This window comes from Campylobacter sp. BCW_4321 (assembly GCF_001763075.1).
Classification (GTDB): domain Bacteria; phylum Campylobacterota; class Campylobacteria; order Campylobacterales; family Campylobacteraceae; genus Campylobacter_D; species Campylobacter_D jejuni.
Genome location: NZ_MJYA01000066.1, coordinates 74,582 through 100,944, shown reverse-complemented (window position 1 = coordinate 100,944; position 26,363 = coordinate 74,582). Strand labels below are relative to the sequence as shown.

The following is a 26,363-nucleotide window of genomic DNA, read 5'->3' as shown; positions in this document are numbered from 1 at the left end:
AATATCCTTTTTTTAAAGGATAAAATTGAAAGTACTTAATTTTTTTTATGAAAACCATCCTAAATTTGAAGTAAGTTATGAAAGAAAAATTCAAATTTCAAAACTAAATATTATCATAAAAGGCCCACGATTTTGTGGTAAAAAAACGCTTATTTTTAATTTTTTATCTCAATTTAAAGCAAGTGAAATTTTGTTTTTAGATTTATATGATACACGTTTTGAAAAACAAAGTTTAGAAAGACTTTCTGATTTTCTGAATGAAAATTTACAAATTAAAATTCTTTGCCTTTATAATTTGGATTTTATCCCTAATTTAGAAAAAATTAAAATTCCCATCATCTTAAGTACAAATATAAAAGATTTAAATGTAAATGGGTTTGAAGAACTTGAACTTGATTATTTTGATTTTGAAGAATTTATTAGTGTAAGTAAGAAAAATTTACCTATAAATAATTTAGTAGGTCTTTTTTTGCAAAGTGGACGGAGTAAATTTGGAGAAAAAAACATACTTTTAAGACAAAGCTTTACTCTTTTAGAATTAGAAATTTTAAAGTATTTAGCTTTAAATTTGGGTCAGCAAATCAGTATTTCTAAGATATTTATAGAACTCAAAAAAAGATTAAAAACTTCAAAAGATAGTGTTTATCAAGCTATAAAAAAATTAGAAAATACTTATGTGATTTATACTTTAAAACATGATGAAAAAAAACTTCAAAAGATTTATTTTAAAGATTTTGGCCTAAGAAATAATCTTTGTATTTCAAAAGATTTTTCACATTTATTTGAAAATTTAGTTTTAAGCGAGTTGTTTAAATTTAAAGAAGAATTTTTTTATAACAAATACTTTAACTTTTATAGTCAAATATCTAAAGTTGCTTATATTTCAAGTCCAACTTTAGATATTGATTTGATTAAATTACGTGCTAAGAAAATTTTACCAAAGGCTTTAGAACTTGGAATTTTTCATGTGATTTTTATCACTCTTTCAAGCGAGGATAGTTTTTTTGAGCAAGGGATTAAATTTGAAATCATATCTTTTGATAAATTTTCACTTGGATTTTAGGCGTTGTTTGATTTTGTATCGTATTTTTCAAGGTTGTATCGTTTGATGATTTTTGTAATAAGATTGATATAATATCCCTTGCGTTCAGAATAAGAATCTAAAGTTTTAATAGCCTCTAGCCCTGTTATCTCTTTGCCTTCGCTTTCAAATTTAGCTCTTGCATCGCGAAACTTTTCATAAGCAAAATGACGATTTAAATTTAAAACATAAGAGTCAACACTATCTTGCAGACTATCAAAAATTTTAATTTTGTGTTTTTTATCTGGATGTCTTAAATCAGGAATTAAACCTTTCTCACCCCAAGTCCATTCTCCAAAAAGATTGTTTGCTTCTCTTGCGAAGCGACTGGTACCTGTAGCACTTTCAACTAAAGCTTGGGCTATACCCATGGATTTTGGAATTTTTTGAATACGTTTTTTATATTCTGCAAAATCATAAAGATTTTCAATACGATATTTGTTTTTTATCATGATAAGTTTTTCAAGATTTGTTTGGTTTGAAGTCCTAAAGCCTGTTTTGTAAGCATCTTTAAAAAAAGCTTCGATAAAGGCTCTTTCTTGTTCAATTTTTTTAAAGCTTTGATCAAACATTTCATTCATTTTTATAAAAAAAATTTGTCTTTTTTGATCTATATCAAGTTTGTAATATTCCTCTCCAAATCCATTCTTTAGATCATCAGCAGCAAAAAGTGGGATTAGAAAAAGACTAAGAAAAATTATAATTGGCTTCAAAACAATACTTTACCTTTCCTTCAAAAAACAATTCTTCATTTTTATATGCAAACCCTACCTCTTCACCACTTTTAGGAGTTATTTTAACTTTATTTTGTACTTTTTTATTTAAAAATGCCAGATAAAAACAAGCCCCCATTCCTGTGCCACAAGCTAAGGTTTCATCTTCAACTCCGCGTTCATAGGTGCGAACTTTTAAATGATTTTCATCTAAAATTTTTACAAAATTAACATTGGCATTATATTTTTGTCTCATTTTTTGACAAAGCATTGTATCAAATTCATCTAAATTTTGACAAAAATGTACTAGATGTGGAACTCCAGTGTCGCAAAGTTGCCAAGTTTTTCCTAATTCTTCAAAAGTATTTTGTACACTTTTTATTTTACCTAAAGATACTTCAACTTTATCTTGATTTACCTTTGCTTTTATTACTCCTGCACCGGTTAAAAAACTCATGTTAGGATTTATTTTGTTAATATGATGTGCAAAATGTGCCGCAGCCCTTGAGCCATTGCCACACATAGCAGCCCTTGAGCCATCGTTATTATAAAATTCCCATTCAAAGTCGTATTTTTCATGAGGCAATATCACGATAAAGCCATCCGCACCTATACCCTCATAACGATTACAAAGTTCTTTAGCTAAAGCACTTCTATCTTCTTTTCTATCAGCATTTGTGATGACAAAATCATTCCCACTTGCACAATATTTATAAAATTTCACATTTTTCCTTTAGAAATTTCTTGTATTACTTTAACACATTCTTGCCTAAAATCGGCATAAGAATTAGTATTTTTAATGATAAAATCTGCTTTTTTAAGTTTTTCTTCAATATCTATTTGAGAATCAAGTCTTGCTTTTGCAGCTTCTAAGCTGAGTTTATCTCTTTGCATGATTCTTTTAAGGCTTAATTCTTTAGGTGTGTAAATTACGATGACTTTGCCTAAATTTTCATAAGCACCGCTTTCAAAAAAAAGAGGAATTTCTACAAAAAAAGCTTTATTTTCTTTATCTAGAATTTGCATTTGTTCTAAAATTTTAGCTCGAATTTTAGGATGAGTGAAATTTTCTAAGGTTTTTTTAGCTTCTTTGTTGTTAAAAACAATTTCTCCAAGGATTTTTCTATCGATTTTCTTTTCTTTTGTGAGTAAATTTTTTAAGTTAAAGGGAGAAAAAATCTTTTCAAGTTCTAAAGCATTTTCATCTAAAATTTTATGAGCGATTTTGTCTGCACTAATGCTTTTAAAGCCTAAAGAATTCGCTATTTCTATAAAAGTGCTTTTGCCACAAGCAATTGAAGCGGTTACAAAAAAAGCATTTTTCATCTTATGCCTTATTAAAACTTTTTTCGTTAAAATACCTTTTTAGTTCTTAAAGGAAAATAAATGAAAATTTCATATGAAGATGCAGGCGTAAGTATAGATAATGGAAATGCCTTTGTAGAGGCTATAAAACCTTTGGTTAAAGAAACTTTTAATGATAATGTTGTAGGTGGAATTGGTTCTTTTGCTGGTGCTTTTAGAATGCCAAGTGGTTTTAAAAAGCCTGTGATTTTAGGTGCAACAGATGGGGTTGGTACCAAGCTTCGCTTGGCAATTGATGCTAAAAAATATGATACTATAGGGCAAGATTTAGTAGCAATGTGTGTGAATGATTTGATTTGTAATTTTGCTACGCCTTTGTTTTTCCTAGATTATTATGCTACAGCCAAGCTTGAAGTAGAAGTAGCAAAGGCTGTTGTATCAGGCATTGCCAAGGGATGTAAGATGGCAAATTGTGCATTAATTGGCGGAGAAACTGCTGAAATGCCTGGAATGTATGCAAAAGATGATTTTGATCTTGCGGGTTTTGCTGTGGGTATGGCTGAAGAAGATGAGATCGATAGAAGTAAATTTGTTAAAAATGGTGATATTTTATTGGCACTTCCTAGTTCAGGACTTCATTCAAATGGTTATTCTTTAGCTAGAAAAGTACTTTTTGAAAGTTTAAAATTAAAATTTGATGACAAGATAGAGGGTAAAAATTTAATTGATATTTTGTTAGAACCTACAAGGATTTATGTGCGTGATTTTCTTACATTAAAGCCTTATATCAGTGCTCTAGCTCATATTACAGGGGGTGGTTTAGTAGAAAATTTACCACGCGTTTTACCTCGTGGTATGGGTGCAACTATACGCAAACATCATCTTAAAACTCCTGAAATTTTTTATATTATAGGACAGGCTGTAGAAGAAAGCGAAATGTATAGAAGCTTTAATATGGGAGTGGGTTTAGTAATGGTTGTAGATCCTTCTAATGTAAGTAGGGTTTTAGAAAATTCAGATGCCTTTATTATCGGCGAAATTTGCATTAATGAAGGTATTGTTTTAGAGTGAAAATAAAGCGTCAATACGCTTTATTTGTGTATTTTAAGTTCTATTTTTGTAGTGTTTTGTTCTTTTGGCAAAGGATTGGTTTGTGCTAGATAAAAGGCTACGAGTACATTTACAAGCATAGCGATAAGTAAAAGAGGAGTGGTTCGTTTTATAATATCCATTGGAGCTACTTTTGCAAATCCAGCTAAAGCTATGATTCCGCCTGCTATTGGTGAAGCTGCACGACCTAAACAAGATGCAATTTCTATAGGTAAAACTAGAGTAATAGGTGCAACGCCTAATTTTGTAGCCATATCAGGAGCTAGTTTTCCAAAAGCATTAAAAGCAGCAATTCCACTTCCCATAATCACTGTGGCAAAATAAACTAAAAAGCTTAAAATAGCTATACTCAAAAGAATTCCAAACCATGCAAAATTTCCTGTTCCAAGATTTGAAACCGCGTTAGCAAGGATATTAACTCCACCAAGTGCTTTAATGCCTTCAGCAAATACTCCAGCAGCGATGATTATGCTTACGACTGAGATAAAAATTTCAGCCATAGCTTTTAAAATCACCATCATATCTTCGCCTAATTTTCTAGCATTTCTGTGTCTTGCAAATTCAACAAGAAAAACTAAAGAAATACTTACAAAATTTGCTGTCACAACATCGAGCTTGATAGTAAAAAAATACGCTGTAAATAAAAATACAACAGGTAACCAAGGAAAGAGTATGTAAAAAGTGGGACATTTAGGATCAATGATTTGCGGAATTTCAACTTCATCATTTAAAACACCTTTTTCTTTATCTCTTTTATCAATCCAAGCAAAATAAAAAGGAATCAAGATGGCAATAACTACAACATAGGCAATCACACTATAAATTTGGTAATTTAAAAAAAGCCCTACGACATTATCGCTTTGTCCTACCATATCTGCCATATTGATTGAATTTCCATCTTTTGGACCATAATCAAGTGCAATTAAAGAAAGCACGCATACAGCTGTAATAGGACGGATTTTAAGTGAGATTAAAACAGGATAAATACATGCTAACAAAAGCAAAAGCAATCCAGCATAGCTAGAAATGACAATTTTTAAAGCCATTCCAACAACAAAAGTTCCACTTAAAATCAAGTATTTATTTTTGATTTTTTCTAAGGGTTTATTTGCTAAAAAAGCAAGTTTTGCCGAAGCATTGATATGTTTCATATAAGCAGCAAAACCTGCCACACTCATGATAATAAGTCCTACTCCAGAAAGCTGGCTTTTAAAAGTTGCTGTGATAAAAGCATAGCTATCAAGTAAAACATTCAAAAAGCTTGCATGTTCTCTGCTTGGGGCTTTTGGTATAGGTGTTCCTGTGATGTAAAAAGCAAAAATAAGCAAGATAATACCTGAAAGAAAAAATACAAAAATGGGATTGTATTTTTTGAGTATATAATAAGCAACGACAATTACCGCTAAAAGTGTAGAACATATCATAAAAATTGGCATGATTTCTCCTGAATTTACAGCTTATGAATTTAATTTTAGCTAAATTTTTAAATAAAAAATATTTTTTATTTAAAAATTACTTATTTTTTGTATTGCAAAATTAACATATGTATAGTTTGGTTACTGAAAAATTCATATTTGCATAAAAAATGATTTTTGTATTATAATTATAAATAAATCATAAACGTCACAAAGGATTTAGTATGGCAAGAATTTTGGCATTTGATATAGGTATAAGCTCTATTGGCTGGGTATTTAGCGAAAATGATGAGTTAAAAGAATGTGGAGCTAGGATTTTACAAAAGCTGAAAATCCTAAAACAGGAGAATCCTTAGCCTTAGACGCCTTGCAAGAAGTGCTAGAAAACACCTTGCTAGAAGCAAAGCAAGGCTAAATTACTTAGACATTTAATCGCTAAATTACGAAGATTATCAAAGCTTTGATGAGAGTTTAGCTAAGGCTTATAAAGGCTCTTTAATTAGCCCTTATGAGTTAAGATTTAGAGCTTTAAACGAGCTTTTAAGTAAGTAAGATTTTGCAAGAGTGATTTTACATATTGCAAAAAGGCGTGGCTATGATGATATTAAAAATAATGGTGATGAAGAAAAAGGCGAGATTTTAAAAGCTATCAAGCAAAATGAAGAAAAATTAGTAAGTTATCAAAGTGTAGGCGAGTATCTTTATAAAGAGTATTTTCAAAAATTCAAAGAAAATTCCAAAGAATTTATAAATGTTAGAAATAAAAAAGAAAGTTATGAACGCTGTATAGTGCAAAGTTTTTTAAAAGATGAATTAAAGCTTATTTTTCAAAAGCAAAGAGAATTTGGTCTTTCTTTTTCAAAAAAATTTGAAGAAGAGGTGCTTAGTGTAGTATTTTATAAAAGGGCTTTAAAGGATTTTTCTCATTTGGTGGAAAATTGTAGTTTTTTACTGGTGAAAAATGAGTGCCAAAAAATTCGCCCTTAGCCTTTATGTTTGTAGTACTTACAAGAATTATCAATCTTTTAAATAATCTTAAAAATACTGAAGGAATTTTATATACAAAAGATGATTTAAACACGCTTTTAAATGAAGTTTTAAAAAATGGCACTCTAACTTATAAACAAACAAAAAAAGCTTTTAGTTTTAAGTGATGATTATGAATTTAAAGGAGAAAAAGGAACTTATTTTATTGAGTTTAAAAAATATAAAGAATTTGTAAAAGCCCTAGGTGAGCATAGCTTAAGCCAAGATGATTTAAATGAAATAGCAAAAGTATTACCCTTATAAAAGATGAGATTAAGCTTAAAAAGGCTTTAGCAAAATATGATTTAAATCAAAATCAAATTGATAGCTTAAGCAAATTGGAATTTAAAAACCATTTAAATATAAGTTTTAAAGCCTTAAAACTTATCACTCCTTTAAAAAATACGATGAAGCTTGCAGTGAGCTTAATTTAAAAATAGCATTTAATGAAGATAAAAAAGACTTTTTGCCCGCATTTAATGAAACTTATTACAAAGATGAAGTAACTAATCCTGTGGTTTTAAGGGCGATTAAAGAATATAGAAAGGTCTTAAATGCCTTGCTTAAAAAATATGGTAAAGTGCATAAAATAAACATTGAATTAGCAAGAGAAGTAGATAAAAATCACAACTAAAGAGCTAAAATAGAAAAAGAGCAAAACGAAAACTACAAGGCCAAAAAAGACGCTGAACTTGAATGTGAAAAACTAGGCTTAAAAAAATAGTAAAAATATTTTAAAATTAAGATTATTTAAAGAACAAAAAGAATTTTGTGTTTATAGTGGGGAAAAGATTAAAATTAGTGATTTGCAAGATAAAAAAATGCTTAAAATTGACCATATTTACCCTTATTCTAGAAGTTTTGATGATTCTTACATGAATAAAGTTTTAGTTTTTACCAAGCAAAATCAAGAAAAACTTAATAAAACCCCTTTAAAGCCTTTGGCAATGATAGTGCAAAATGGCAGAAAATTGAAGTTTTAGCAAAAAACCTATCTATTAAAAAGCAAAAAAGAATTTTAGATAAAAATTACAAAGACAAAGAGCAAAAAGACTTTAAAGATATAAATCTAAACGATACTCGCTACATCGCAAGGCTTGTTTTAAACTATACTAAAGATTATTTAGATTTTTTACCTTTAAGCGATGATGAAAATACAAAATTAAACGATACACAAAAAGTCTCAAAAGTATATGTAGAAGCAAAAAGCGGTATGCTAACATCCGCTTTAAGGCACACTTGGGGCTTTAGCACTAAGAATAGAAACAATCATCTTCATCACGCCATCGATGCAGCAATTATTACTTATGCAAACAACTCTATCGTAAAGGCTTTTTCAGATTTTAAAAAAGAGCAAGAAAGCAACACTGCAGAACTTTATGCAAAAAAATTAGTGAATTAGATTATAAAAACAAAAGGAAGTTTTTTGAGCCTTTTAGTGGTTTTAGGCAAAAGCTTTTAGATAAAATTGATGAAATTTTTGTCTCAAAACCTGAGAGAAAAAAGCCAAGTGGAGCTTTACATGAAGAAACATTTAGAAAAGAAGAAGAATTCTATCAATCATACGGCGGAAAAGAAGGAGTTTTAAAAGCCCTAGAGCTTGGTAAAATCCGCAAAGTAAATGGTAAAATCGTTAGCAATGGTGATATGTTTAGAGTGGATATTTTTAAACACAAAAAGACAAATAAATTTTATGCTGTGCCAATTTATACCATGGATTTTGCTTTAAAAGTATTACCAAATAAAGCCGTGGTGCAAGGTAAAGATAAAAAGTCAGGTCTTATAAAAGATTGGATTTTAATGGATGAAAATTATGAGTTTTGCTTTTCTTTATACAAAGATAGTTTGATTTTAATTCAAACTAAAGATATGCAAGAGCCAGAACTTGTTTATTATGAAAGGCTAGATAGCTCAAATGCTAGCCTAACTGTTTCAAAACACGATAATAAATTTGAAACGCTAAGCAAAAATCAAAAAATATTGTTTAAAAATGCAAATGAAAAAGAAGTAATCGCAAAAAGCATAGGAATTCAAAATCTAAAAGTATTTGAAAAATACATAGTTTCAGCACTTGGAGAAGTGACAAAGGCTGAGTTTAGACAAAGAGAAGATTTTAAAAAATGAGTTACGATGAAGCTTTTAAAACACTACTTATTAGCTCTAATGCCAAGCTAAATTTAGAGCTAAATCATCTTGTGATTAAGCAAGATGAAAATGTAGCAAAATTGTTTTTAAAAGATATAAACATCATCGTTTTAGAAAGCTTGCAAGCAAGCCTGAGTTCCGCACTTTTTAACGCTTTTGCAAAGCATAAAATCATCTTGCTAACCTGTGATGAAACTCATAGTATAAATGGTGTTTTTACTCCTTTTTTAGGGCATTTTCAAAGTGCAAAAATCGCAAAAGAGCAAATGAATGTAAGTGCTCAAAAAAAGGCTATTTTATGGCAAAAAATCATTAAAAACAAAATCCTAAATCAAGCCTTTGTTTTGAAAAAACACAATAAAATAGAGCAAAGCAATGAGCTTGTAAATTTGGCTAAAAAAGTAACCTTAAATGATAGTAAAAATATTGAAGCTGTTGCGGCGGTGTTGTATTTTAAAACTTTGTTTGGTGCTTCTTTTTCAAGAGATGAGCTTTGCTTTGAAAATTCTGCTTTAAATTATGGCTATGCAATCATTAGGGCTTGTATTATTAGAGCAGTTTGTATCAGTGGACTTTTGCCTTGGCTTGGCATAAAGCACAATAATATTTATAATTCTTTTGCGCTTTGTGATGATTTGATAGAAGTGTTTAGGGCTAGTGTTGATGATTGTGTTTTAGAACTTGTGGGTGAAAGTGAGTTTTTAAGCAAAGATGACAAAAGAGCGTTGATTGGTCATTTACAAAGCAAAATCAATTTTGATGGGCAAAATTATCCTTTAAATAGAGTGATAAATCATTATGTGGCAAATTTTAAAAATGCTTTATTGTATGAAGATGAACTAAAGATAGTGAAATTTGATGATTGAAGATAAATTTATGCGTGTGCTTTTGATGTTTGATGTGCCAACTAAAAGTAAAAAAGAGCAAAAACTAGCAAGTAAATTTAGAAACAATCTTATAAAATTAGGTTATTTTATGCTGCAATTTAGCGTTTATATGCGTATTTGCAAGGGTTTAAGTTCCGCAAAAAGTTCTATTGAAAATGTAAAAAAGATTTTGCCACCTTATGGAAATGTAAGGGCTTTAATCATCACTGAAAAGCAGTTTGATAAAATGGAGCTTTTGCTTGGTGGCATAGTTTTTAACGAAAAAGTTAATAACGAAACTAATTTAACGCTTTTTGATATAGATAGTCATGGAGAATTTAAATACAAAAATTCAAATAATGAAGAAATTCAAATAAACAAAAAACAAGAAAAATATCACCAGCAAAATTTATTTGAATTTTAAAAGCGGTTTTAGAGGATTGTAACCCCGCAGAGTCCCGCAAACTCTTTATTTTAGTCCCTTTTTAAATTTCTTATGAGATTATAGCATAATTTTTGCTATTTTTATTAAAAAACCCTGAAATTTTCATTATCTGGTAAATATCTATTTTACCATAAAGAAATTTAAAAAGGGACTAAAACAATTCCAAGTAACCAAACATATAGACTTGAATTTTACCATAAAGAAATTTAAAAAGGGACTAAAACTTTGTTTTCAACTTTTGCATTAGCTTTATTATTTTCCATAAAGAAATTTAAAAAGGGACTAAAAACCCTAGTGGATTGAAACTCCGCTAGGGCTAATTACTCCACTAAAAGGAGGTTGCAAATTTGAAATTTATTGAAATTTATGGTTGATTAAAATCGAAATAAAATTATTTAAATAATTTTAAGGCATAAAGATAATATCCACTAAACTTTCATTTTCTAACATTTCACATTCTTTTGGCACCACCATAAGGGCAGCTTTATTGTTAAGATTGTTTATAATCGCACTAGAGCCTTCTTTTTTACCTTCAAGATTAGCTAAAATGCGTCCATTTTCAAACTTTATGTTACAAGCGACAAATTCCAAATAAGGTGTTTTTTTCTTGTAGCTTCCTTGTAAGAAGGCTTTGCAAATATAGTCTTTAGGCTGAAGTAACCAAGAGTTTAAAATCTCTCTTGCGTAAAGATTAAACATTACCATAGCCGAGTAAGGAAAACCTGGTAAGGCGATAATGAATTTTTCATTAGCCTTGGCTATTTTGATATGTCTACCTGGTTTTATGTCGGCTTTATCGATGATGATTTCGTATTCTTTGATGGCTTTTTTTAAAAAGTCAAAATCCCCCATAGAAACCCCGCCCGTTGTAACTAAAATATCACAACTTTGCAAAGCACTTTCAAGGGTAGAAAAAGTGGCTTTTTCATCATCTTTTAAAAGAGGAAAAACCCTTGTATCGCAATTTAAATTTTTAGCTAAATTAGCTATGGCGATATGATTTGAAGAGCGGATTTGAGCAGGATTTTCCAAGGCTTCTCCTAGATCTTTTATCTCACTTCCACTACTTAAAACCCCTACAATAGGCTTTATAAACACACTAATGTGAAAAAATCCAAGTTCAGCCAAAAGAGCTATCTCGCTATAATTTAACTTTGTGCCTTTTTTGAGTAAAATTTCATCTTTTTTATAGTTTTCTCCTACCGCACGCACGGCAAAAGCTTGGGGAACTTTTTTTTCTATAAAAAGAGCATCATTTTCTACGCGTACATTTTCAACAGGGACTAAAGTATCGCTTCCTTCGCTCATGAGTGAGCCCGTAAAGATTTTTACACAAGTGCCATTTTGCACGCTAAATTGTGGCATAGTGCCTGCAGGTGTGAGGCCTAAAATTTTTAAAGGCTTATCTTGATCTTCAAATTTGATCGCATAACCATCCATAGCCGAGGTTGGAAATTCAGGCTGATTTTTAGGGGCTTTTATGTCTTGAGCTAAAATGCGTCCTAAACACTCTGTAAGAGCTATTTTTTCAATCTTTTCATAGGTTTTGATATGAGAGTGTAAAATTTTTAAACTTTCTTCATAAGACATTAACATTTTTTATCCTTTTAAAAGTCCTGCACCGCAAAGTTTGGTTGATCTTTCTTTAGCATAAATTCTTTCTTTGTTTATCACATCATACTTCCAAATAGGTGCGCTTGCTTTAAAATCTTCAACAAATTCATTAAGGAGTTTAAGTCCTAATTTTCTTTGTTTGCTTAAAATTCCTGCAAAATAAGAGCTTTCATGAACCGCCACATCGCCTATAGAGTGAGCAAAAAGCAAGCTAATACCATCAAAATCTACTCTTTTTTGCCACTCATCAAACCATTTTTTTAAAAGCGGTTCATAAATATCAAAACTAAGCGCCTCAATGCCTCCTTCTTCACGCACAATACCACAAAAAGTCAGCAAAGCACCGCAGTTTTTATCCTTGGCAAATTCATACCATTGGCTATAAATTTTAGGAATATCTAAAGAGCCTTGATAGAGTGTAAAATGTTCCATTTAACCCCCACAAACTGGCGGTAAAAGTGCTATTTTATCACCATCTTTTAACTTAGTGTTTTCATCAAAAATGATTTCATCGTTTAAAGATACGGCACAAAGTTCTAGCCATTCTTTTAAACTCTCATCTTTTTGCAAAATTTCTTTTAATTCTTTTAAATTTTTTACCTCAAGTTCTAAATTTTCTTTATTTATAGGGCCTAAAAATTCCACTTTTACCATTTTATTCCTTTACTTCTAAATTTCCCATCATTCCTAAATCTTCATGTTCTAAAATATGACAATGATACATTCTAAGTCCTTTAAAATCTTGTTTCATTCTAAGTCTTAATTCTTCATTAGGACGCACATTTATAGTATCTCTTAAGGCTCTAAATTCGGCTTTTTGAACTTTGCCATTGAGTTTTGATGAGATGAGTTCAAATTGCGTGCCATGTATATGGAAAGGATGATCCATGTGAGATTTATTTATCACTATCCAGTCTTCAACTACTCCAAGCTTGGAGCTTAAATCAATGTGTTTTAAATCATAGCTTTTGCCATTGATTAAAAACATAGACGCAAGAGCGATTTTTAATTCGCTTTCACTTTTTCCCATCATACCATGCATTTGCATATGATCTTCACTCATGATTATTTCTTTAAATTCCTTAGGTTCTTCTGAAGGTTTGAAAATTTTTAAATTTTTTGGAAGTTCTACATTTTCTTTTTTTAGGTTAATATTGGCTAGAAATAGGGTATTAGGTTCTTCTTTTACCATCATTTTATCCCTATCATAATAAGCACTTTCTAGCTTAAAATTCCCATCTTTTGGAGCGTCGATTAAAACTTCTACGCGAGAAGCAGGACTTAAGAAAAGTTCTTCTTTATAAATAGCTTTTTCTATAAGTCCACCATCAGTACCAACAAGTATAAACTTAGCTCCTTGTATGCGTAAATTTAAATATCTTGCTGCAGTAGCATTATAAATGCGTATGCGTTCGTTTGTGGCGAGTTTGATTTGAGGTTTAAATTGTCCATTGATGAGTACAAATTCTCCTTCTCTACCATTTAGCCAATCATTTAGGTTGTTGTTTGGAATTTGAGCGTTTTCATCAAGACGCAAATCGCTAATCATCAAATCTTTTTCTTTTAAATGACTTAAAGCATCTTTTTTTGCTTTGATCACAAAAGCCCCTGCTAAACCCATAAAAACTTGTTTAGAAGTGGTATAATGAGGGTGTGGATGATACCAGTAAGTTCCTGCGCTATCTTGAGGAATTTCAAAACGATATATTCTTTCTTCTCCTGCTAAGATAGGATCATGTGGGCTTCCATCTTGATCAGGTGGCACAGGAACGCCATGCCAATGTATAGTTGTAGCTTCCTTGAGTTTGTTTTTGACTAAAATTTCAAGTTTATCTCCTTCAAAAACTTCTATTTTTGGAGCAGGTACTAGACCATTGTAAGTATAAAATAAGGTTTTTTTACCTTTGATAAGCTCTATATGATTTTCTTTGATTTCTAGGGTAGCACGAAAAATATTTTTTTCTTTACTTTCATTTTTGAGTAAAGGCAAGGCTTTTAAAATTTCTCCTTGGGGGAATTGTTTTGGATCTAAAAGCTTTAAATTTTTTGGAGCAAAGTTTATAAAAGAAGTATCTAAGTCATGATTTATAGAATGATTTTTATGCATGGAGTGCATATCATGCATAGGATTTGCATAGGCTACACCCATACTTGCTAGAGTGAGTGCATTAAATTTTAAAAAATTTCTTCTATTCATTAGTTTTTCCTTTTGCTTGATTTTTTGTATTATAGTCATTATTTTTTTAGTTTTAGTAAATATTTATTTTGAAAATTTGGTTTAATTTTGTTATGATTTTAGCAATTTAATCAAGGAAAAATAATGTTTTATGAAAAAATTCAAACTCCAGCTTATATTTTAGAAGAAGATAAATTAAGAAAAAACTGTGAGCTTTTAGCAAGTGTTGGTGAAAAAAGTGGTGCTAAAGTGCTTTTAGCTTTAAAAGGTTTTGCTTTTTCAGGAGCGATGAAAATTGTTGGAGAATACCTAAAAGGTTGTACTTGTAGCGGACTTTGGGAAGCAAAATTTGCTAAAGAATACATGGATAAAGAAATTCATACTTATTCACCTGCTTTTAAAGAAGATGAAATAGGTGAAATAGCCAGTTTATCTCATCATATAGTGTTTAACTCTTTAGCTCAATTTCATAAATTTCAAAGCAAAACACAAAAAAATTCCTTAGGTCTTCGTTGTAATGTTGAATTTTCTCTAGCCCCAAAAGAACTTTACAATCCTTGTGGAAGATACTCAAGACTTGGAATTCGTGCTAAAGATTTTGAAAATGTGGATTTAAATGCTATAGAAGGACTTCATTTTCACGCACTTTGTGAAGAAAGTGCTGACGCTTTAGAAGCTGTTTTAAAGGTCTTTGAAGAGAAATTTGGTAAATGGATAGGGCAAATGAAATGGGTGAATTTTGGAGGAGGACATCACATCACTAAAAAAGGCTATGATGTTGAAAAACTTATTGCTTTGTGTAAAAATTTCAGTGATAAATATGGTGTACAAGTTTATCTTGAACCAGGTGAAGCGGTGGGTTGGCAAACAGGAAATTTGGTGGCTAGTGTAGTAGATATCATAGAAAATGAAAAACAAATTGCCATTTTAGATACTTCAAGCGAAGCACATATGCCAGATACTATCATCATGCCTTATACAAGTGAAGTTTTAAATGCTAGAATTTTAGCCACAAGAGAAAATGAAAAAATTTCAGACTTAAAAGAGAACGAATTTTCCTATTTGCTTACTGGAAATACTTGTTTAGCGGGTGATGTAATGGGAGAATACGCCTTTGATAAAAAGCTTAAAATCGGCGATAAAATTGTTTTTTTAGATCAAATTCATTACACCATTGTAAAAAACACAACTTTTAATGGTATAAGACTTCCAAATCTCATGCTTTTAAATGCAAAAAATGAACTTCAAATGATAAGAGAATTTTCTTATAAGGATTATTCTTTAAGAAATTAGTATTATTTATAATTTGCATAAAATGTTAATTTTATTTGGAAGAGAATCAAAGATATAAATTTTATGCAAAGTATTTTATTTTTTCAAATATAAAATCAACTCAAATATCTAATTTTCAATATTTTGGTATGATTTTTTAATATTTTAAATCCTTGTGGAATTTTATTGAAATTCAGTGATTTTTAAATCAAATAGTATTAAGATAAATCGATTTAAAAATCGGCTTTAAAATGAATATTAGGTATATTTTGCATAATATTCATTCAAGCAAAATTTAAAGCTATTTTTGAAAATTTTGAATGCATGGGGGCTTTAATGGATTTGGAAAAATTAAGATTAGCTAGAAGTCTTTATTATCAATGTCTAGGAGAGCTTTTTGTTTTTTCATTTTCTGAAGAAAGATTGTCAAAATTACAAGAGTATTTAAAGACAATGCAAGAATGTTTATTTGATGAAAATTTAAAATCAAATTTTGATATCTTGCTTAAGCATTTAGATGATGAAAATTCTATACAAGCATTTTTTAAAGAATATGATTTGCTTTTTTTAAGTCTTAAAAATAGTATTCCAACGACTTTTTCTTACATAGAAGAAGGTTTTGAAAATTCAAATCCTTTACTTTGCGTGCGTCAAATTTTAGTCAAAAGTAAAATAAGACGCAATGAAAAATTTTTTAAAGAAAGTGAAGATAGTGTTGGATTTTGTTTATTGTTGATGAGTGAATTTTTAAGGCAAAATGAAGATGATTTAGCCAAAGAGCTTTTTGAAAAAGTGATCAATAAAAGCATTGATGAGTTTTTAGGCGATGTTTTCATGAATAAAAATGCGAATTTATATAAGGAAATTGCAAGTATTGCATCGGCTTTTATGGAATTTGAAAGACTTTGCTTTGAAGTGGAAAAACCTGCAAAAATAAATTCTAAAAAAGTGCAAAACGATCTATCGCGTTCAGAATTTTTAAGAAGAGAAGCAAATAAACAAAGGAGGACTCGTGAAAAATCGCAGGGAATTTCTTAAAAAATCCGCTTTTGCCTTAGGGGCTGCTGGAGTGCTTGGTAGCACAACTTTAGCTCTAGCTAAAGATGAAGAAAGAAAAGATTTGGTTAAAGGTAAAAGTAAGAAAAAAGAAGTGCTTTTTCAAAGAAGTGCTAATTGGGAAAATTATTATATAAAGGCTGAGTAATGTCAAGTGTAGGTGAAAATATCAAGCTTACGCGTCGTTCTTTTCTTAAAATGGCAGCACTTTCAAGCCTAGCAACACCGTTGCTTGCTAGAAGTGAAACTTTAAGAGAAGCGAGTGCTGATGAGCTTAAAGAAGCTTATGAAGGTAGTAAAAAAGTAAAAACAGTTTGTACAGCCTGTTCTGTAGGCTGTGGGATTATTGCAGAAGTGCAAAATGGTGTTTGGGTGCGTCAAGAAATCGCTCAAGATCATCCTGTGAGTTCAGGTGGACATTGCTGCAAGGGATCTGATATGATCGATATGGTGCGTTCACATGTGCGTTTAAAATATCCTATGAAAAAAGAAAATGGAGAATGGAAACGCATAAGTTATGAGCAAGCTTTAAGTGAGATCGGAGAAAAACTAGCTGCTTATCGTAAAGAAAATCCTGAAAGTGTTATGTTTTTAGGTTCTGCAAAACTTAATAATGAACAAGCTTATTATATAAGAAAATTTGCAGCATTTTTTGGAACGAACAATGTAGATCATCAAGCTAGAATTTGACACAGCGCAACAGTCGCCGGTGTGGCGAATACATTTGGTTATGGCGCTATGACAAACCATCTTGGAGACATCCAAAGAAGTAAATGTATCATTATCATTGGAGCAAATCCAGCGGTAAATCACCCTGTGGGTTTTAGACATTTCTTAAAAGCAAAAGAAAAAGGTGCAAAGCTTATCGTTGTAGATCCTAGATTTACAAAAAGTGCAGCAAAAGCGGATATTTATGCAAGAATTCGTCCAGGAACTGACATTGCTTTCATGTATGGAATGCTAAAAATCATCTTTGATGAAGGCTTAGAAGATACAAAATATCTTGATGAAAGAGTTTTTGGAATTGATAAAATTCGCGAAGAAGCAGCAAAATGGACAGCCGAAGAAGTAGAAAATGTTACGGGAATTTCTAAAGAACTTTTGGTGCAAATCACTCACGAAGTAGCTAAAAACAAACCAACTACGCTTATTTGGGCTATGGGTTTAACTCAACATACTGTAGGAACTTCAAATACACGTTTAGCACCTATTGTGCAAATGGTACTTGGAAATATAGGTAAATTTGGTGGCGGAGTTAATATCTTACGCGGACACGATAATGTTCAAGGTGCTTCGGATATGGCTTGTTTGAGTGAAAATTTACCTGGTTATTATCCTTTAAATGAAGCGACTTGGAGATACTATGCCAAAATTTGGGGTGTGGATTATGAATGGCTTTTAGGAAATTTTGTAAGTAAAGATTGGATGCATAAAACCGGACTTTCACTTGCTAGATGGTGGGCAGCAGCTTTAAATGGAAAAGATGGAAATGATGCTATCGATAATGCAGGAACGCCTTTAAAAGCTTTAGTAGTTATGGGAAATGGTATCACTTCAACCGCACAACAAGTAAAAGTTAAAGAAGGTTTGGAAGCTTTAGAGCTTTTAGTTTTGGCTGATCCTTTTGTAAATGAAGCAGGGATTATCGCAGAAAGAAAAGATGGGATTTATCTTTTACCTGCAGCAACACAGTTTGAAACAAGCGGAAGTGTAACAGCTACAAATCGTAGTGGACAATGGAGATTTAAGGTTGTAGATCCACTTTATGAAAGCATGGAAGATCAAGAAATTTTATTTGAGCTTTCTAAAAAATTAGGTTTTTATGAAGACTTTACCAAGACTTTACGCGATGAAAAAGGTGAGATCGTTTGGCCTGAAAATGCAACAAGAGAAATTGCAAAAGCAGTTAGAAGTATAGGGCTTAATGGTTGGAGTCCTGAAAGGCTTAAAAAACATACTTTATACTGGGATAAATTTGATGAGGTAACTTTAGAAGGAAAAGACGAAGTTGCTGGCGAGTATTACGGGCTTCCTTGGCCTTGTTGGAGTGATAAGCATCCAGGTTCTCCTGTGCTTTATAATACCGACATTGAAGTAGCAAAAGGTGGTATGGGCTTTAGAAACAATTTTGGACTTGAGTATGAAGGAGAGAGTTTACTTGCTAAAAATGCGCCTTTAAATTCGCCTATTGATACAGGTTATCCACAAATTACTAAAGATAATATAGAAAAAGTTTTAGGCATTACTTTAAGTGCCCAAGAAAAAGAAAAAATGGGATCAACTTGGTCTTATGATGATAGCAATATCATAGCAACTAAATGTATAGAAAAAGGCATAGTTCCTTATGGAAATGCTAAAGCTAGAGCTGTAGTTTGGACTTTTAAAGATAAAATTCCACTCCACCGTGAGCCTTTACATTCTCCAAGAAACGATTTGGTGCAAAAATATCCAAGTTTTGAAGATCAAAAAGCACTTTATCGCGTGGATACTAAATTTGTTTCTGTGCAACAAGCTAAGGATTATTCTAAAGAATTCCCGCTTAATCTTGTTACCGCAAGACTTGTGAATTTAAATGGTGCAGGTATGGAAAATAGAGCGTCTATGTATCTAACGCGTTTAACACCTGAAATGTTTTGTGAGATCAATCCTGAATTAGCAAAAGAGCAAGACATTAAAGCAGGAGATATGATTTGGGTACATTCTCCAGAAGGCACTAAAATTCATGTAAGAGTGAAGGTTAATCCAGGTGTAGCAAAAGATATGATTTTCTTGCCTTTCCATTTTACAGGAGTTATGCAAGGCGTGGATTTAACGCACAATTTCCCAGAAGGAACTAAGCCTTATGCAAGCGGAGAAAGTGCTAATACGGTAACAAATTATGGTTATGATATCATGTGTCAGATTCCAGAGACTAAAGGTGGGCTTTGTAGAATCAGTAAGGATGGAAAATGAGTAAGGTAAATTTTGCAAATTTAGAAAAAGAACGCTTGAAATTCTTTTGTGATAATGAGCGTTGTATTGATTGTAATGGTTGTGCGGTAGCTTGTGATGAAGCACATGAGCTTCCTATTCATATTCGCCGCCGCCGTGTGATTACTTTAAATGAAGGAATTCAAGGAAAAGAAGTTTCAACTTCTATTTCTTGTATGCATTGTGATGATGCTCCTTGTTCTATCGTTTGTCCTGTGGATTGTTTTTACATCCGTGCTGATGGTATTGTTTTGCACGATAAAGAAATTTGCATAGGTTGTGGATATTGTCTTTATGCTTGTCCTTTTGGTGCACCACAATTTCCAAAAGATAGTGTTTTTGGAAATAAAGGCATTATGGATAAATGTACTATGTGTGCAGGTGGCCCTGAAGCAACGAATTCAGAAAAAGAAAGAGAACTTTATGGTCAAAATCGTATCGCAGAAGGAAAAGTTCCTGTATGTGCTGCGATGTGTTCGACAAAAGCACTTTTAGTAGGTGAAAGTTCTAAAATAGAAGAGATTTATCATAATAGACTTATGAATAGAAATTATGGCATTCCAAATCCTTCAGAAAGTTTGGAGTGGAAGATTGCTTACACAGGAAAGGAACGCTTATGAGAAAAGTATTTGTAACGCTTTTGTTAAGCGTGGTAAGTTTATTTGCTTATGGTAGCGAGAGAATGGGACAAGATACCCAAATTTGGGATTTTCATCGTATTACAAATATCCCAAATTATGATACTTTTGGCAAACTTTGGACAACTTTGCAAGGTGAATATATAGCTACTATAGCTTTAATCGCTATTATTGCGGTATTGTCTGCATTTGCTTTGCATTATATGGTTATAGGACCTAAGCAATTTTCACACGATGGAAAGAAAATTTATGCTTTTACATTATTTGAAAGACTTTTTCATTTTATCGCGGCAATTTCTTGGGTGATTTTAGTGCCAACTGGTTTTGTGATGATGTTTGGGGCGACTTTTGGAGGTGGACTTTTTGTAAGAGTTTGTAAAAATTTACATGCTTTTGCAACGGTTTTATTTATCATCTCTATAATCCCTATGTTTTTATGGTGGATTAAAAGAATGCTTCCTGCAAGTTATGATATCAGATGGATGATGATAGTAGGTGGTTATTTAAGCAAAGTAAAACGTCCTGTACCTGCAGGTAAGTTTAATTTTGGTCAAAAATCTTGGTATTATATTGCTGTTTTTGGTGGATTTTTGATGATAATTACAGGTGGATTTATGTATTTTCTTGATTTTAATTCCACGGCAATTCAAGGTCTTTTTGGTTTAACTCAAATTGAACTTTTAAGAATTTCAGCTATAGTGCATAATTTCTTGGGTATAGTGTGTGCAGTGTTTTTTGGTGTGCATATTTATATGGCAGTATTTGCAATCAAAGGCAGTATCCATTCTATGATTAGTGGTTATAAGGAAGAAGAGGAGGTTTATATTTTACATTCTTATTGGTATAAAGAATTAAGCAATAAAAAGCAAATTGAACCTAGTTTTTCTTATGATCCTAATGTAAAAATTTAATCTTTAACCGCTATGTTATTGCATAGCGGTAGTTTTAAGCTTTTTTGAAATAAATAGAACGAATTTTATTTTATAAGTTGAATCTAAAATCTATTTTTCCATATATAAATTTGTTATTTATGTTTTTTTGATATAATATTATTTAAAGATATTTAAAGGATAAGGTATGGATCCATTATTTACAACCCAAATTTTAAAATATAAAGGTGATGAATCTTTTACATGCGATGATACTTTAGTACGTGAAATTAAGCTTGAAATTTTTATTAATGATGAAAAAGTAGGTGCTTTAATGGCAACTCCTGTAGATGAACAGGCATTAGCAATAGGGTATTTAATGAGCGAAAATATCATTGCAAAAGTAAGCGATATTGAGAACATAGAAACAAAAGATGATGGTATGAGTGTGCATATCAAAGCAAAGATTGATAAAGAAAATTTAGCAAAGCTTAATGCTGAAGGCGTAGTTATAAGTGGTTGTGGTAGAGCACATACTGCAAATATCGATTTAGAAGCCATTGAAGCGAGTAAAATTAGTTCTGATGTAAAATTTAGCAAAGATGAAATTTTAAAACAAATGAGTACTTTTTATACTCAATGCGAGCTTTACGAGAAAACAGGCTGTGTGCATACGGCTAAGCTTTTTGTAGATGAGAAAACTTTTTTTATAGGTGAAGATATAGCTCAACATAATACCATAGATAAAGCTTTAGGAAAAGCACGTTTAGCTGGGGTTGATTTAAGTCAATGTTTTTTAATGGTTAGTGGAAGGCTAAGTTCTGAAATGGTAGCTAAAGCAGTTATGCATAAAATTCCAGTGCTTGTTTCACGCACGGCTCCTACTTGTTTAGGGGTTATGATAGCAAGAAAATTTGATTTAACGCTTTGTGGTTTTGCTAGAGAAAATAAGATCAATATTTATAGTGGAGAATTTAGAATTCATGGATAAAAATCAAGAAAAAGAAATCATCTCATACATGAGAGAATTGTTAAATAGTAATGAAAAATTAGATTGTGGTACGGCTTTTAAAATTGCAAAGAAATTTAATATAAATATAGAAAAAATCGGACAATTAGCCGATGAAAATCACATGAGAATTGATAATTGCGAGTTGGGGCAATTTGGACATTTAGATTTTGAAAAAGCAAAGATTGAAGTGCTTAAAAAAATAGAACCTAGTTTAGATGAAAAGCGTAGAATTTTTTGTAAAGATGCAAGAGATATTGCTAAAGAAGGTTGTGGACTTAAAAGTATGCGTTCAGCTTTAAAAGCTTATAAGGTTGATGTAAAGTATTGTCAACTTGGTTGTTTTAAAGAAAAAAAAGGTAAGCAATTTATAGTAAGAACAAAAACTTGGATTGAAAATGCGGATGGAGATTTGCTTTTTGGACGAGGAAAAACAGAACTTTTAGAGCTTATCGGACAAACAGGTAGTTTATTGCATGCTTCTAAACTTATGGGGATTAATTATAAAAAAGCTTGGATGCATTTACAAACCTTACAAAAAAATTCTCAAGAAATTTTAGTTAGCACACGACAAGGACGCTCTAAAGAATCAGGAACAAAACTTACTCCTAGAGCTTTGGAATTAATGGAAAATTACTCTATTTTGCAAAAGGACATAGAAGAATACGCTAATAAACGCTTTAAAGAATTGTTCTTAAAAGGAAAAAAATAAATCTTCTATCAAAAAATACTAATACATAATATTTTTATAATTAATTAATGGTATTTTTTTAAAAAATATGTTAAAATATAAAATCCAAAATTTTATTTTAGGAGTTATTAAGATGTTTAAATCTTTAAATATAGGTTTAAAACTTATTTTTTCTGTAGCAACTGTTGTTGTTATTGGGCTTATTATTTTAATTTCATTAATCACAAAACAAGTAAGTCAAAATATTACCAAAAATACAGAAGATATTCTAGCTTCTATCACGAAAGAATATGCTACCCAAACTCAAGGAATTTTTGGGGAAATGATTGCTTTAAATAAAAGTATTTCAGGTACTTTAACAGAAATGTTTAGATCAACTTCAAAAGAAAATTTAGATATAGACAGTATAACAAATATTATAACCAATACTTTTGATAATAGTGCTTATTCTAATTTTACTTATTTGTATCTTATCGATCCGCCAGAATATTTTAAAGAGGAGAGTAAATTTTTCAATACTCAAAGTGGAAAATTTGTTATGCTTTATGTTGATGAAGAAAAAGATAGTAAAGGCGGGATAAAAGCAATACAAGCTAGTGATGAAATAGCTAATTTACAAGTTGTGCAAGATATATTAAAAAAAGCAAAATATGGGGAAAATAAAGTATATATAGGACGTCCTATTAGGATGAATTTAGAAGGTCAAGATTTTGATGCTGTAAATATTGCTATGCCTATATTTGACCGAAAGAATCAAGTTGTAGGTGTTATCGGTATGACTTTGAATTTTTCGGCTATTGCTACTTATCTTTTAGATCCCAAGAGTCAAAAATATGATGGAGAATTAAGAGTTCTTTTAAATTCAGATGGTCTTGTTGCAATTCACCCTAATAAAAATTTGGTTTTAAAAAATTTAAAAGATGTCAATCCTAACAAAGGCGCACAAGAGACTTATAAGGCTATGAGCGAAGGAAAAAATGGAGTTTTTAACTATATAGCTTTTGATGGTGATGATTCTTATGCCGCGATTAATAGTTTTAAAGTGCAAGATAGCTCTTGGACAGTTTTGGTAACTGCCCCTAAATATTCAGTTTTTGAACCTTTGAAAAAATTACAATTAATTATTATTAGCGCATCTTTTATTTTTATTTTTGTTGTTTTGGGAGTGGTTTATTATTGCGTAAGAAAAATTGTTGCAACAAGATTACCAATTATTCTTAACTCTTTAGAATCTTTTTTCCGTTTCTTAAATCATGAAAAAATTGAGCTAAAATTAATTAAAATTCGAGCCAATGATGAATTAGGGGCAATGGGAAGAATCATAAATGAAAATATTGAAAAGATTCAAATATCTTTAGAGCAAGATCAAAATGCTGTAGATGAATCGGTGCAAACTGCTAAAGAAATCGAAAAAGGTAATTTAACTGCAAGAATTACTAAAAATCCTATAAACCCTCAATTAGTAGAACTTAAAAATGTTCTTAATAGAATGCTTGATGTTTTGCAAAGTAAAATTGGTTCTAATATGAATGAAATTAATAGAGTTTTTGATAGTTATAAAGCGCTTGATTTTAGCACAGAGGTGCTTGATGCTAAAGGCGAAGTTGAGATTACAACTAATATTTTAGGTAAAGAAATTAAAAAGATGCTTGTAGCTTCTTCAAATTTTGCTAAAGATTTAGCCAATCAGTCAGAAGAGTTAAAAAATTCTATGCAAAAACTTGCTGATGGCTCTAATGCACAAGCGAGTTCTTTAGAACAATCGGCTGCAGCTGTAGAGGAGATTAATTCTTCTATGCAAAATGTAAGTGGAAAAACAGTTGAGGTTGCTTCGCAAGCTGATGATATAAAAAATATTGTCAATGTGATTAAAGATATCGCTGAGCAAACGAATCTTCTTGCTTTAAATGCAGCTATTGAAGCTGCACGTGCTGGAGAACATGGGCGTGGTTTTGCAGTTGTTGCAGATGAGGTAAGACAGCTTGCGGAAAGAACAGGAAAATCCTTATCTGAAATCGAGGCAAATATTAATATACTTGTTCAAAGCGTAAATGAAGTAGCAGAATCTGTAAAAGAACAAACAGCAGGAATCACACAGATTAACGATGCTATAGCACAACTTGAAACTGTAACTAAGGAAAATGTCGAAGTTGCAAATGTTACCAATAATATAACAAATGAAGTCAATCAAATTGCTGCGGCAATTCTTGAAGATGTGAATAAAAAAAGATTTTAAAAAAAGCTCATTTTTGAGCTTTTGAATTTTTTCTATATTATTTAAAATTTTTAAACACAAAACAAGTAATAAAATAATATTATTTTTCAAAGCTAATATCAAGGAAAAATAATGAAAATTGATTGTCGCAATCTTTCTTGTCCTCAGCCTATAGTTGAAACAAAAAACGCTCTTGAAAAACTTCAAGAAAATGAAATTTTAGAAATTGTTTTAAATTCTATTATTTCAAAAAATAATGTTGTAAAATTTCTTAACTCTTTAAATTTAAATCCTATTATAGATGAAAATGCACAAGAGTTTTGCATCAAAGTGCAAAAAAAGAATTTTAATTCTAGTGAAGTAAATATTCACGATTATAATGTTTTATTTTTAAAAACCGACAAAGTGGGTGAGGGTGAATTGGGACAAAATTTACTTGTAGGATTTTTAAGTACCTTAAAAAATTTAGATCATGCTCCAAGTAAAATTCTTTGCGTAAATGAAAGTGTTTTAATCAATGTTGATGAAAATCATAAAGCACATTTAGCTATGAAAGAACTTGAAAATTTAGGTATTGAGATCATAAGTTGCGGAGCTTGTCTGGAATTTTTTAATAAAAGCAAAGAGCTTAAAATAGGAAATATAGGCAATGCTTATGAAATTTTAAATGAGCTTTTTGGTAAAGCAAAAATTATTACTTTGTAAAGGAAAAATGCTGCAATATAAAAATCAAAATTTAACGCATTTTGTTAAAGCAGCAGGCTGAGCAGCGAAATTAAGCCCGGGTGGTCTTAAAACAATTTTAAATTTCATGCAAAAAACCCCTGCCTTACTTAGCGATATCGGAAATAATGAAGATGCAAGCGTATATCAAATTAGCCGCGATTTAGCTTTGGTGCAAACGCTTGATTTTATCACTCCTATAGTAGATAGTGCCTATCATTTTGGTGCTATTGCCGCAACAAATGCTTTAAGCGATGTTTTTGCTATGGGTGCAGAGGCGATTAATGCCTTAAATATAGTAGGTTTTGATACTTGTAATCATGATTTAAATATCTTAAAAGAGCTTTTAGAAGGTGCAAATGATAAGGTTCAAGAATGCAATGCTTTAGTTGTGGGTGGCCATACTATAGAAAGCACTGAGCTTTTTTTTGGACTTAGTGTTACAGGGAAAGTACATCCTAGTAAATTTATTGCTAATAATACTTCTAAAGTTGGAGATTGTATCATTTTAACCAAGCCTTTAGGAATAGGAATTTTAAGTACAGCTTTAAAGGCACAAATGCTAAATCAAAAACATTTAGATATAATGCTTAAAAGTATGATGGAGTTAAATTATAAAGCCAGTCAAATTGCTCTTAAATTTCACCCAAGCGCCATGAGTGATGTCACAGGTTTTGGACTTTTAGGTCATTTAAAAGAAATGCTAAATAAAAATATTTCTTTTGAAATTTTTGAAAGTGAACTTCCTTTTTTAGATGGAGTAAAAGAGTATTTTAATATGGGTTTAATTCCTGCTGGAGCTTATAAAAATTTAGAATTTATAAAAGAACTTACCCCTGATTTAAATGAAGAAAAATTATTACTTTGCGATCCACAAACTTCAGGAGGACTTTTAATTTCTATAAGTGAAAAAGATTCCTTAGAATGTTTAAAAAAACTAGAAGATGAAAATATTCAAGCTAAAATTATTGCTAAGGTTGTAAATAAGCAAGAAAATGATATTATCATTTCTTAATTTTTGTTA

At 30.9% G+C, this 26,363-nt stretch carries 23 protein-coding genes and 1 pseudogene; 16 read left to right on the top strand and 8 right to left on the bottom strand.

The window, feature by feature from the left end; all coding sequences use genetic code 11:
* Positions 1-25: 25 nt before the first annotated feature.
* Positions 26-1,063 carry a DUF4143 domain-containing protein gene (locus AJN58_RS09540; protein WP_070278706.1) on the top strand — a complete coding sequence of 346 codons (1,038 nt, stop codon included), beginning with the start codon at positions 26-28 and terminating at the stop codon, positions 1,061-1,063.
* On the opposite strand, the gene AJN58_RS09535 is transcribed toward AJN58_RS09540, so the two are convergent.
* From AJN58_RS09535 to coaE, 3 genes are read right to left on the bottom strand one after another with little or no spacing between them, the layout of a single operon-like run.
* Positions 1,060-1,794, bottom strand: coding sequence for a glucosaminidase domain-containing protein (locus AJN58_RS09535; protein WP_070278705.1), 735 nt, complete (start codon positions 1,792-1,794; stop codon positions 1,060-1,062). The genes AJN58_RS09540 and AJN58_RS09535 overlap by 4 nt on opposite strands.
* A complete protein-coding gene (gene dapF / locus AJN58_RS09530; protein ID WP_070284001.1) occupies positions 1,769-2,518 on the bottom strand; it encodes a diaminopimelate epimerase in 750 nt (249 codons plus the stop codon). The genes AJN58_RS09535 and dapF overlap by 26 nt, the downstream gene beginning before the upstream one ends.
* Positions 2,515-3,120: a dephospho-CoA kinase gene (coaE, locus tag AJN58_RS09525; RefSeq protein WP_002909035.1), complete on the bottom strand. Its 606-nt coding sequence runs from the start codon at positions 3,118-3,120 to the stop codon at positions 2,515-2,517. Before coaE ends, dapF begins: the two co-directional genes overlap by 4 nt.
* 60 nt (positions 3,121-3,180) lie before the next feature.
* On the opposite strand from coaE, the gene purM reads away from it, so the two are divergent.
* The gene (gene purM / locus AJN58_RS09520) at positions 3,181-4,170 is read left to right on the top strand and encodes a phosphoribosylformylglycinamidine cyclo-ligase (protein ID WP_002871123.1); all 990 of its coding nucleotides are present in this window, start codon (positions 3,181-3,183) and stop codon (positions 4,168-4,170) included.
* Positions 4,171-4,190: 20 nt separating this feature from the next.
* Here the strand turns inward: purM and dcuC are convergent, their stop codons facing one another.
* The gene (dcuC, locus tag AJN58_RS09515) at positions 4,191-5,645 is read right to left on the bottom strand and encodes a C4-dicarboxylate transporter DcuC (RefSeq protein ID WP_070284003.1); all 1,455 of its coding nucleotides are present in this window, start codon (positions 5,643-5,645) and stop codon (positions 4,191-4,193) included.
* Between the two features lie 203 nt (positions 5,646-5,848).
* Between dcuC and cas9 the strand changes: the two are divergent.
* The 3 genes and pseudogenes from cas9 (at position 5,849) to cas2 (ending at position 10,085) form a co-directional block, all read left to right on the top strand.
* A pseudogene (cas9, locus tag AJN58_RS09510) lies at positions 5,849-8,774 on the top strand (type II CRISPR RNA-guided endonuclease Cas9).
* Positions 8,771-9,661, top strand: coding sequence for a type II CRISPR-associated endonuclease Cas1 (gene cas1 / locus AJN58_RS09505; RefSeq protein WP_070292227.1), 891 nt, complete (start codon positions 8,771-8,773; stop codon positions 9,659-9,661). Before cas9 ends, cas1 begins: the two are co-directional and overlap by 4 nt.
* Positions 9,654-10,085, top strand: a complete 432-nt coding sequence (gene cas2, locus AJN58_RS09500; RefSeq protein WP_002797817.1) for a CRISPR-associated endonuclease Cas2 — start codon at positions 9,654-9,656, stop codon at positions 10,083-10,085. Before cas1 ends, cas2 begins: the two co-directional genes overlap by 8 nt.
* A 426-nt stretch (positions 10,086-10,511) precedes the next feature.
* On the opposite strand, the gene AJN58_RS09495 is transcribed toward cas2, so the two are convergent.
* Genes AJN58_RS09495 through cueO form a run of 4 tightly spaced genes read right to left on the bottom strand, consistent with a single transcriptional unit; the run spans position 10,512 to position 13,917 of the window.
* Positions 10,512-11,702, bottom strand: coding sequence for a molybdopterin molybdotransferase MoeA (locus AJN58_RS09495; RefSeq protein ID WP_070292225.1), 1,191 nt, complete (start codon positions 11,700-11,702; stop codon positions 10,512-10,514).
* A 3-nt stretch (positions 11,703-11,705) separates the two neighbouring features.
* Positions 11,706-12,152, bottom strand: coding sequence for a molybdopterin synthase catalytic subunit (locus AJN58_RS09490; RefSeq protein WP_002855371.1), 447 nt, complete (start codon positions 12,150-12,152; stop codon positions 11,706-11,708).
* Positions 12,153-12,374, bottom strand: coding sequence for a MoaD/ThiS family protein (locus AJN58_RS09485; protein WP_002779488.1), 222 nt, complete (start codon positions 12,372-12,374; stop codon positions 12,153-12,155).
* Position 12,375: 1 nt separating this feature from the next.
* The gene (gene cueO, locus AJN58_RS09480; protein WP_070292223.1) at positions 12,376-13,917 is read right to left on the bottom strand and encodes a multicopper oxidase CueO; all 1,542 of its coding nucleotides are present in this window, start codon (positions 13,915-13,917) and stop codon (positions 12,376-12,378) included.
* Positions 13,918-14,040: 123 nt separating this feature from the next.
* Here cueO and nspC point away from each other — a divergent pair, with 123 nt between their 5' ends.
* The 11 genes from nspC (at position 14,041) to selD (ending at position 26,354) form a co-directional block, all read left to right on the top strand.
* Positions 14,041-15,189 (top strand): carboxynorspermidine decarboxylase, encoded by a 1,149-nt coding sequence (gene nspC, locus AJN58_RS09475; RefSeq protein WP_044778903.1) that lies wholly within the window; start codon positions 14,041-14,043, stop codon positions 15,187-15,189.
* 303 nt (positions 15,190-15,492) lie between these two features.
* Positions 15,493-16,206 carry a molecular chaperone gene (locus AJN58_RS09470; RefSeq protein WP_002851502.1) on the top strand — a complete coding sequence of 238 codons (714 nt, stop codon included), beginning with the start codon at positions 15,493-15,495 and terminating at the stop codon, positions 16,204-16,206.
* Positions 16,181-16,372: a twin-arginine translocation signal domain-containing protein gene (locus AJN58_RS09465; RefSeq protein ID WP_002851537.1), complete on the top strand. Its 192-nt coding sequence runs from the start codon at positions 16,181-16,183 to the stop codon at positions 16,370-16,372. The genes AJN58_RS09470 and AJN58_RS09465 overlap by 26 nt, the downstream gene beginning before the upstream one ends.
* Positions 16,372-19,176: a formate dehydrogenase subunit alpha gene (locus AJN58_RS09455; RefSeq protein ID WP_079264430.1), complete on the top strand. Its 2,805-nt coding sequence runs from the start codon at positions 16,372-16,374 to the stop codon at positions 19,174-19,176. The genes AJN58_RS09465 and AJN58_RS09455 overlap by 1 nt, the downstream gene beginning before the upstream one ends.
* Positions 19,173-19,814, top strand: a complete 642-nt coding sequence (gene fdh3B / locus AJN58_RS09450; protein WP_002851264.1) for a formate dehydrogenase FDH3 subunit beta — start codon at positions 19,173-19,175, stop codon at positions 19,812-19,814. The genes AJN58_RS09455 and fdh3B overlap by 4 nt, the downstream gene beginning before the upstream one ends.
* A complete protein-coding gene (locus AJN58_RS09445) occupies positions 19,811-20,743 on the top strand; it encodes a formate dehydrogenase subunit gamma (RefSeq protein ID WP_044778902.1) in 933 nt (310 codons plus the stop codon). The genes fdh3B and AJN58_RS09445 overlap by 4 nt, the downstream gene beginning before the upstream one ends.
* 166 nt (positions 20,744-20,909) lie before the next feature.
* Positions 20,910-21,692: a formate dehydrogenase accessory sulfurtransferase FdhD gene (gene fdhD, locus AJN58_RS09440; RefSeq protein ID WP_052858392.1), complete on the top strand. Its 783-nt coding sequence runs from the start codon at positions 20,910-20,912 to the stop codon at positions 21,690-21,692.
* A complete protein-coding gene (locus tag AJN58_RS09435) occupies positions 21,685-22,422 on the top strand; it encodes a winged helix-turn-helix domain-containing protein (protein ID WP_002862159.1) in 738 nt (245 codons plus the stop codon). The genes fdhD and AJN58_RS09435 overlap by 8 nt, the downstream gene beginning before the upstream one ends.
* 112 nt (positions 22,423-22,534) lie before the next feature.
* A complete protein-coding gene (gene ccaA, locus AJN58_RS09430; protein ID WP_002862158.1) occupies positions 22,535-24,637 on the top strand; it encodes an aspartate chemotaxis receptor CcaA in 2,103 nt (700 codons plus the stop codon).
* A 111-nt stretch (positions 24,638-24,748) separates the two neighbouring features.
* Positions 24,749-25,321: a sulfurtransferase-like selenium metabolism protein YedF gene (gene yedF, locus AJN58_RS09425; protein ID WP_002867054.1), complete on the top strand. Its 573-nt coding sequence runs from the start codon at positions 24,749-24,751 to the stop codon at positions 25,319-25,321.
* A 10-nt stretch (positions 25,322-25,331) separates the two neighbouring features.
* Positions 25,332-26,354 (top strand): selenide, water dikinase SelD, encoded by a 1,023-nt coding sequence (selD, locus tag AJN58_RS09420; RefSeq protein ID WP_083265194.1) that lies wholly within the window; start codon positions 25,332-25,334, stop codon positions 26,352-26,354.
* Positions 26,355-26,363: the final 9 nt, after the last annotated feature.

Excerpts from the sequence above, each read along its gene's own strand:
- AJN58_RS09485 (WP_002779488.1), bottom strand. The coding sequence starts at position 12,374 with ATGGTAAAAGTGGAATTTTTAGGCCCTATAAATAAAGAAAATTTAGAA.
- cas1 (WP_070292227.1), top strand. The coding sequence starts at position 8,771 with ATGAGTTACGATGAAGCTTTTAAAACACTACTTATTAGCTCTAATGCC.
- fdhD (WP_052858392.1), top strand. The coding sequence starts at position 20,910 with ATGGATCCATTATTTACAACCCAAATTTTAAAATATAAAGGTGATGAA.
- ccaA (WP_002862158.1), top strand. The coding sequence starts at position 22,535 with ATGTTTAAATCTTTAAATATAGGTTTAAAACTTATTTTTTCTGTAGCA.
- AJN58_RS09470 (WP_002851502.1), top strand. The coding sequence starts at position 15,493 with ATGGGGGCTTTAATGGATTTGGAAAAATTAAGATTAGCTAGAAGTCTT.
- nspC (WP_044778903.1), top strand. The coding sequence starts at position 14,041 with ATGTTTTATGAAAAAATTCAAACTCCAGCTTATATTTTAGAAGAAGAT.
- dcuC (WP_070284003.1), bottom strand. The coding sequence starts at position 5,645 with ATGCCAATTTTTATGATATGTTCTACACTTTTAGCGGTAATTGTCGTT.
- AJN58_RS09435 (WP_002862159.1), top strand. The coding sequence starts at position 21,685 with ATGGATAAAAATCAAGAAAAAGAAATCATCTCATACATGAGAGAATTG.
- coaE (WP_002909035.1), bottom strand. The coding sequence starts at position 3,120 with ATGAAAAATGCTTTTTTTGTAACCGCTTCAATTGCTTGTGGCAAAAGC.
- cas2 (WP_002797817.1), top strand. The coding sequence starts at position 9,654 with ATGATTGAAGATAAATTTATGCGTGTGCTTTTGATGTTTGATGTGCCA.
- AJN58_RS09445 (WP_044778902.1), top strand. The coding sequence starts at position 19,811 with ATGAGAAAAGTATTTGTAACGCTTTTGTTAAGCGTGGTAAGTTTATTT.
- cueO (WP_070292223.1), bottom strand. The coding sequence starts at position 13,917 with ATGAATAGAAGAAATTTTTTAAAATTTAATGCACTCACTCTAGCAAGT.
- AJN58_RS09495 (WP_070292225.1), bottom strand. The coding sequence starts at position 11,702 with ATGTTAATGTCTTATGAAGAAAGTTTAAAAATTTTACACTCTCATATC.
- yedF (WP_002867054.1), top strand. The coding sequence starts at position 24,749 with ATGAAAATTGATTGTCGCAATCTTTCTTGTCCTCAGCCTATAGTTGAA.
- AJN58_RS09490 (WP_002855371.1), bottom strand. The coding sequence starts at position 12,152 with ATGGAACATTTTACACTCTATCAAGGCTCTTTAGATATTCCTAAAATT.
- fdh3B (WP_002851264.1), top strand. The coding sequence starts at position 19,173 with ATGAGTAAGGTAAATTTTGCAAATTTAGAAAAAGAACGCTTGAAATTC.
- purM (WP_002871123.1), top strand. The coding sequence starts at position 3,181 with ATGAAAATTTCATATGAAGATGCAGGCGTAAGTATAGATAATGGAAAT.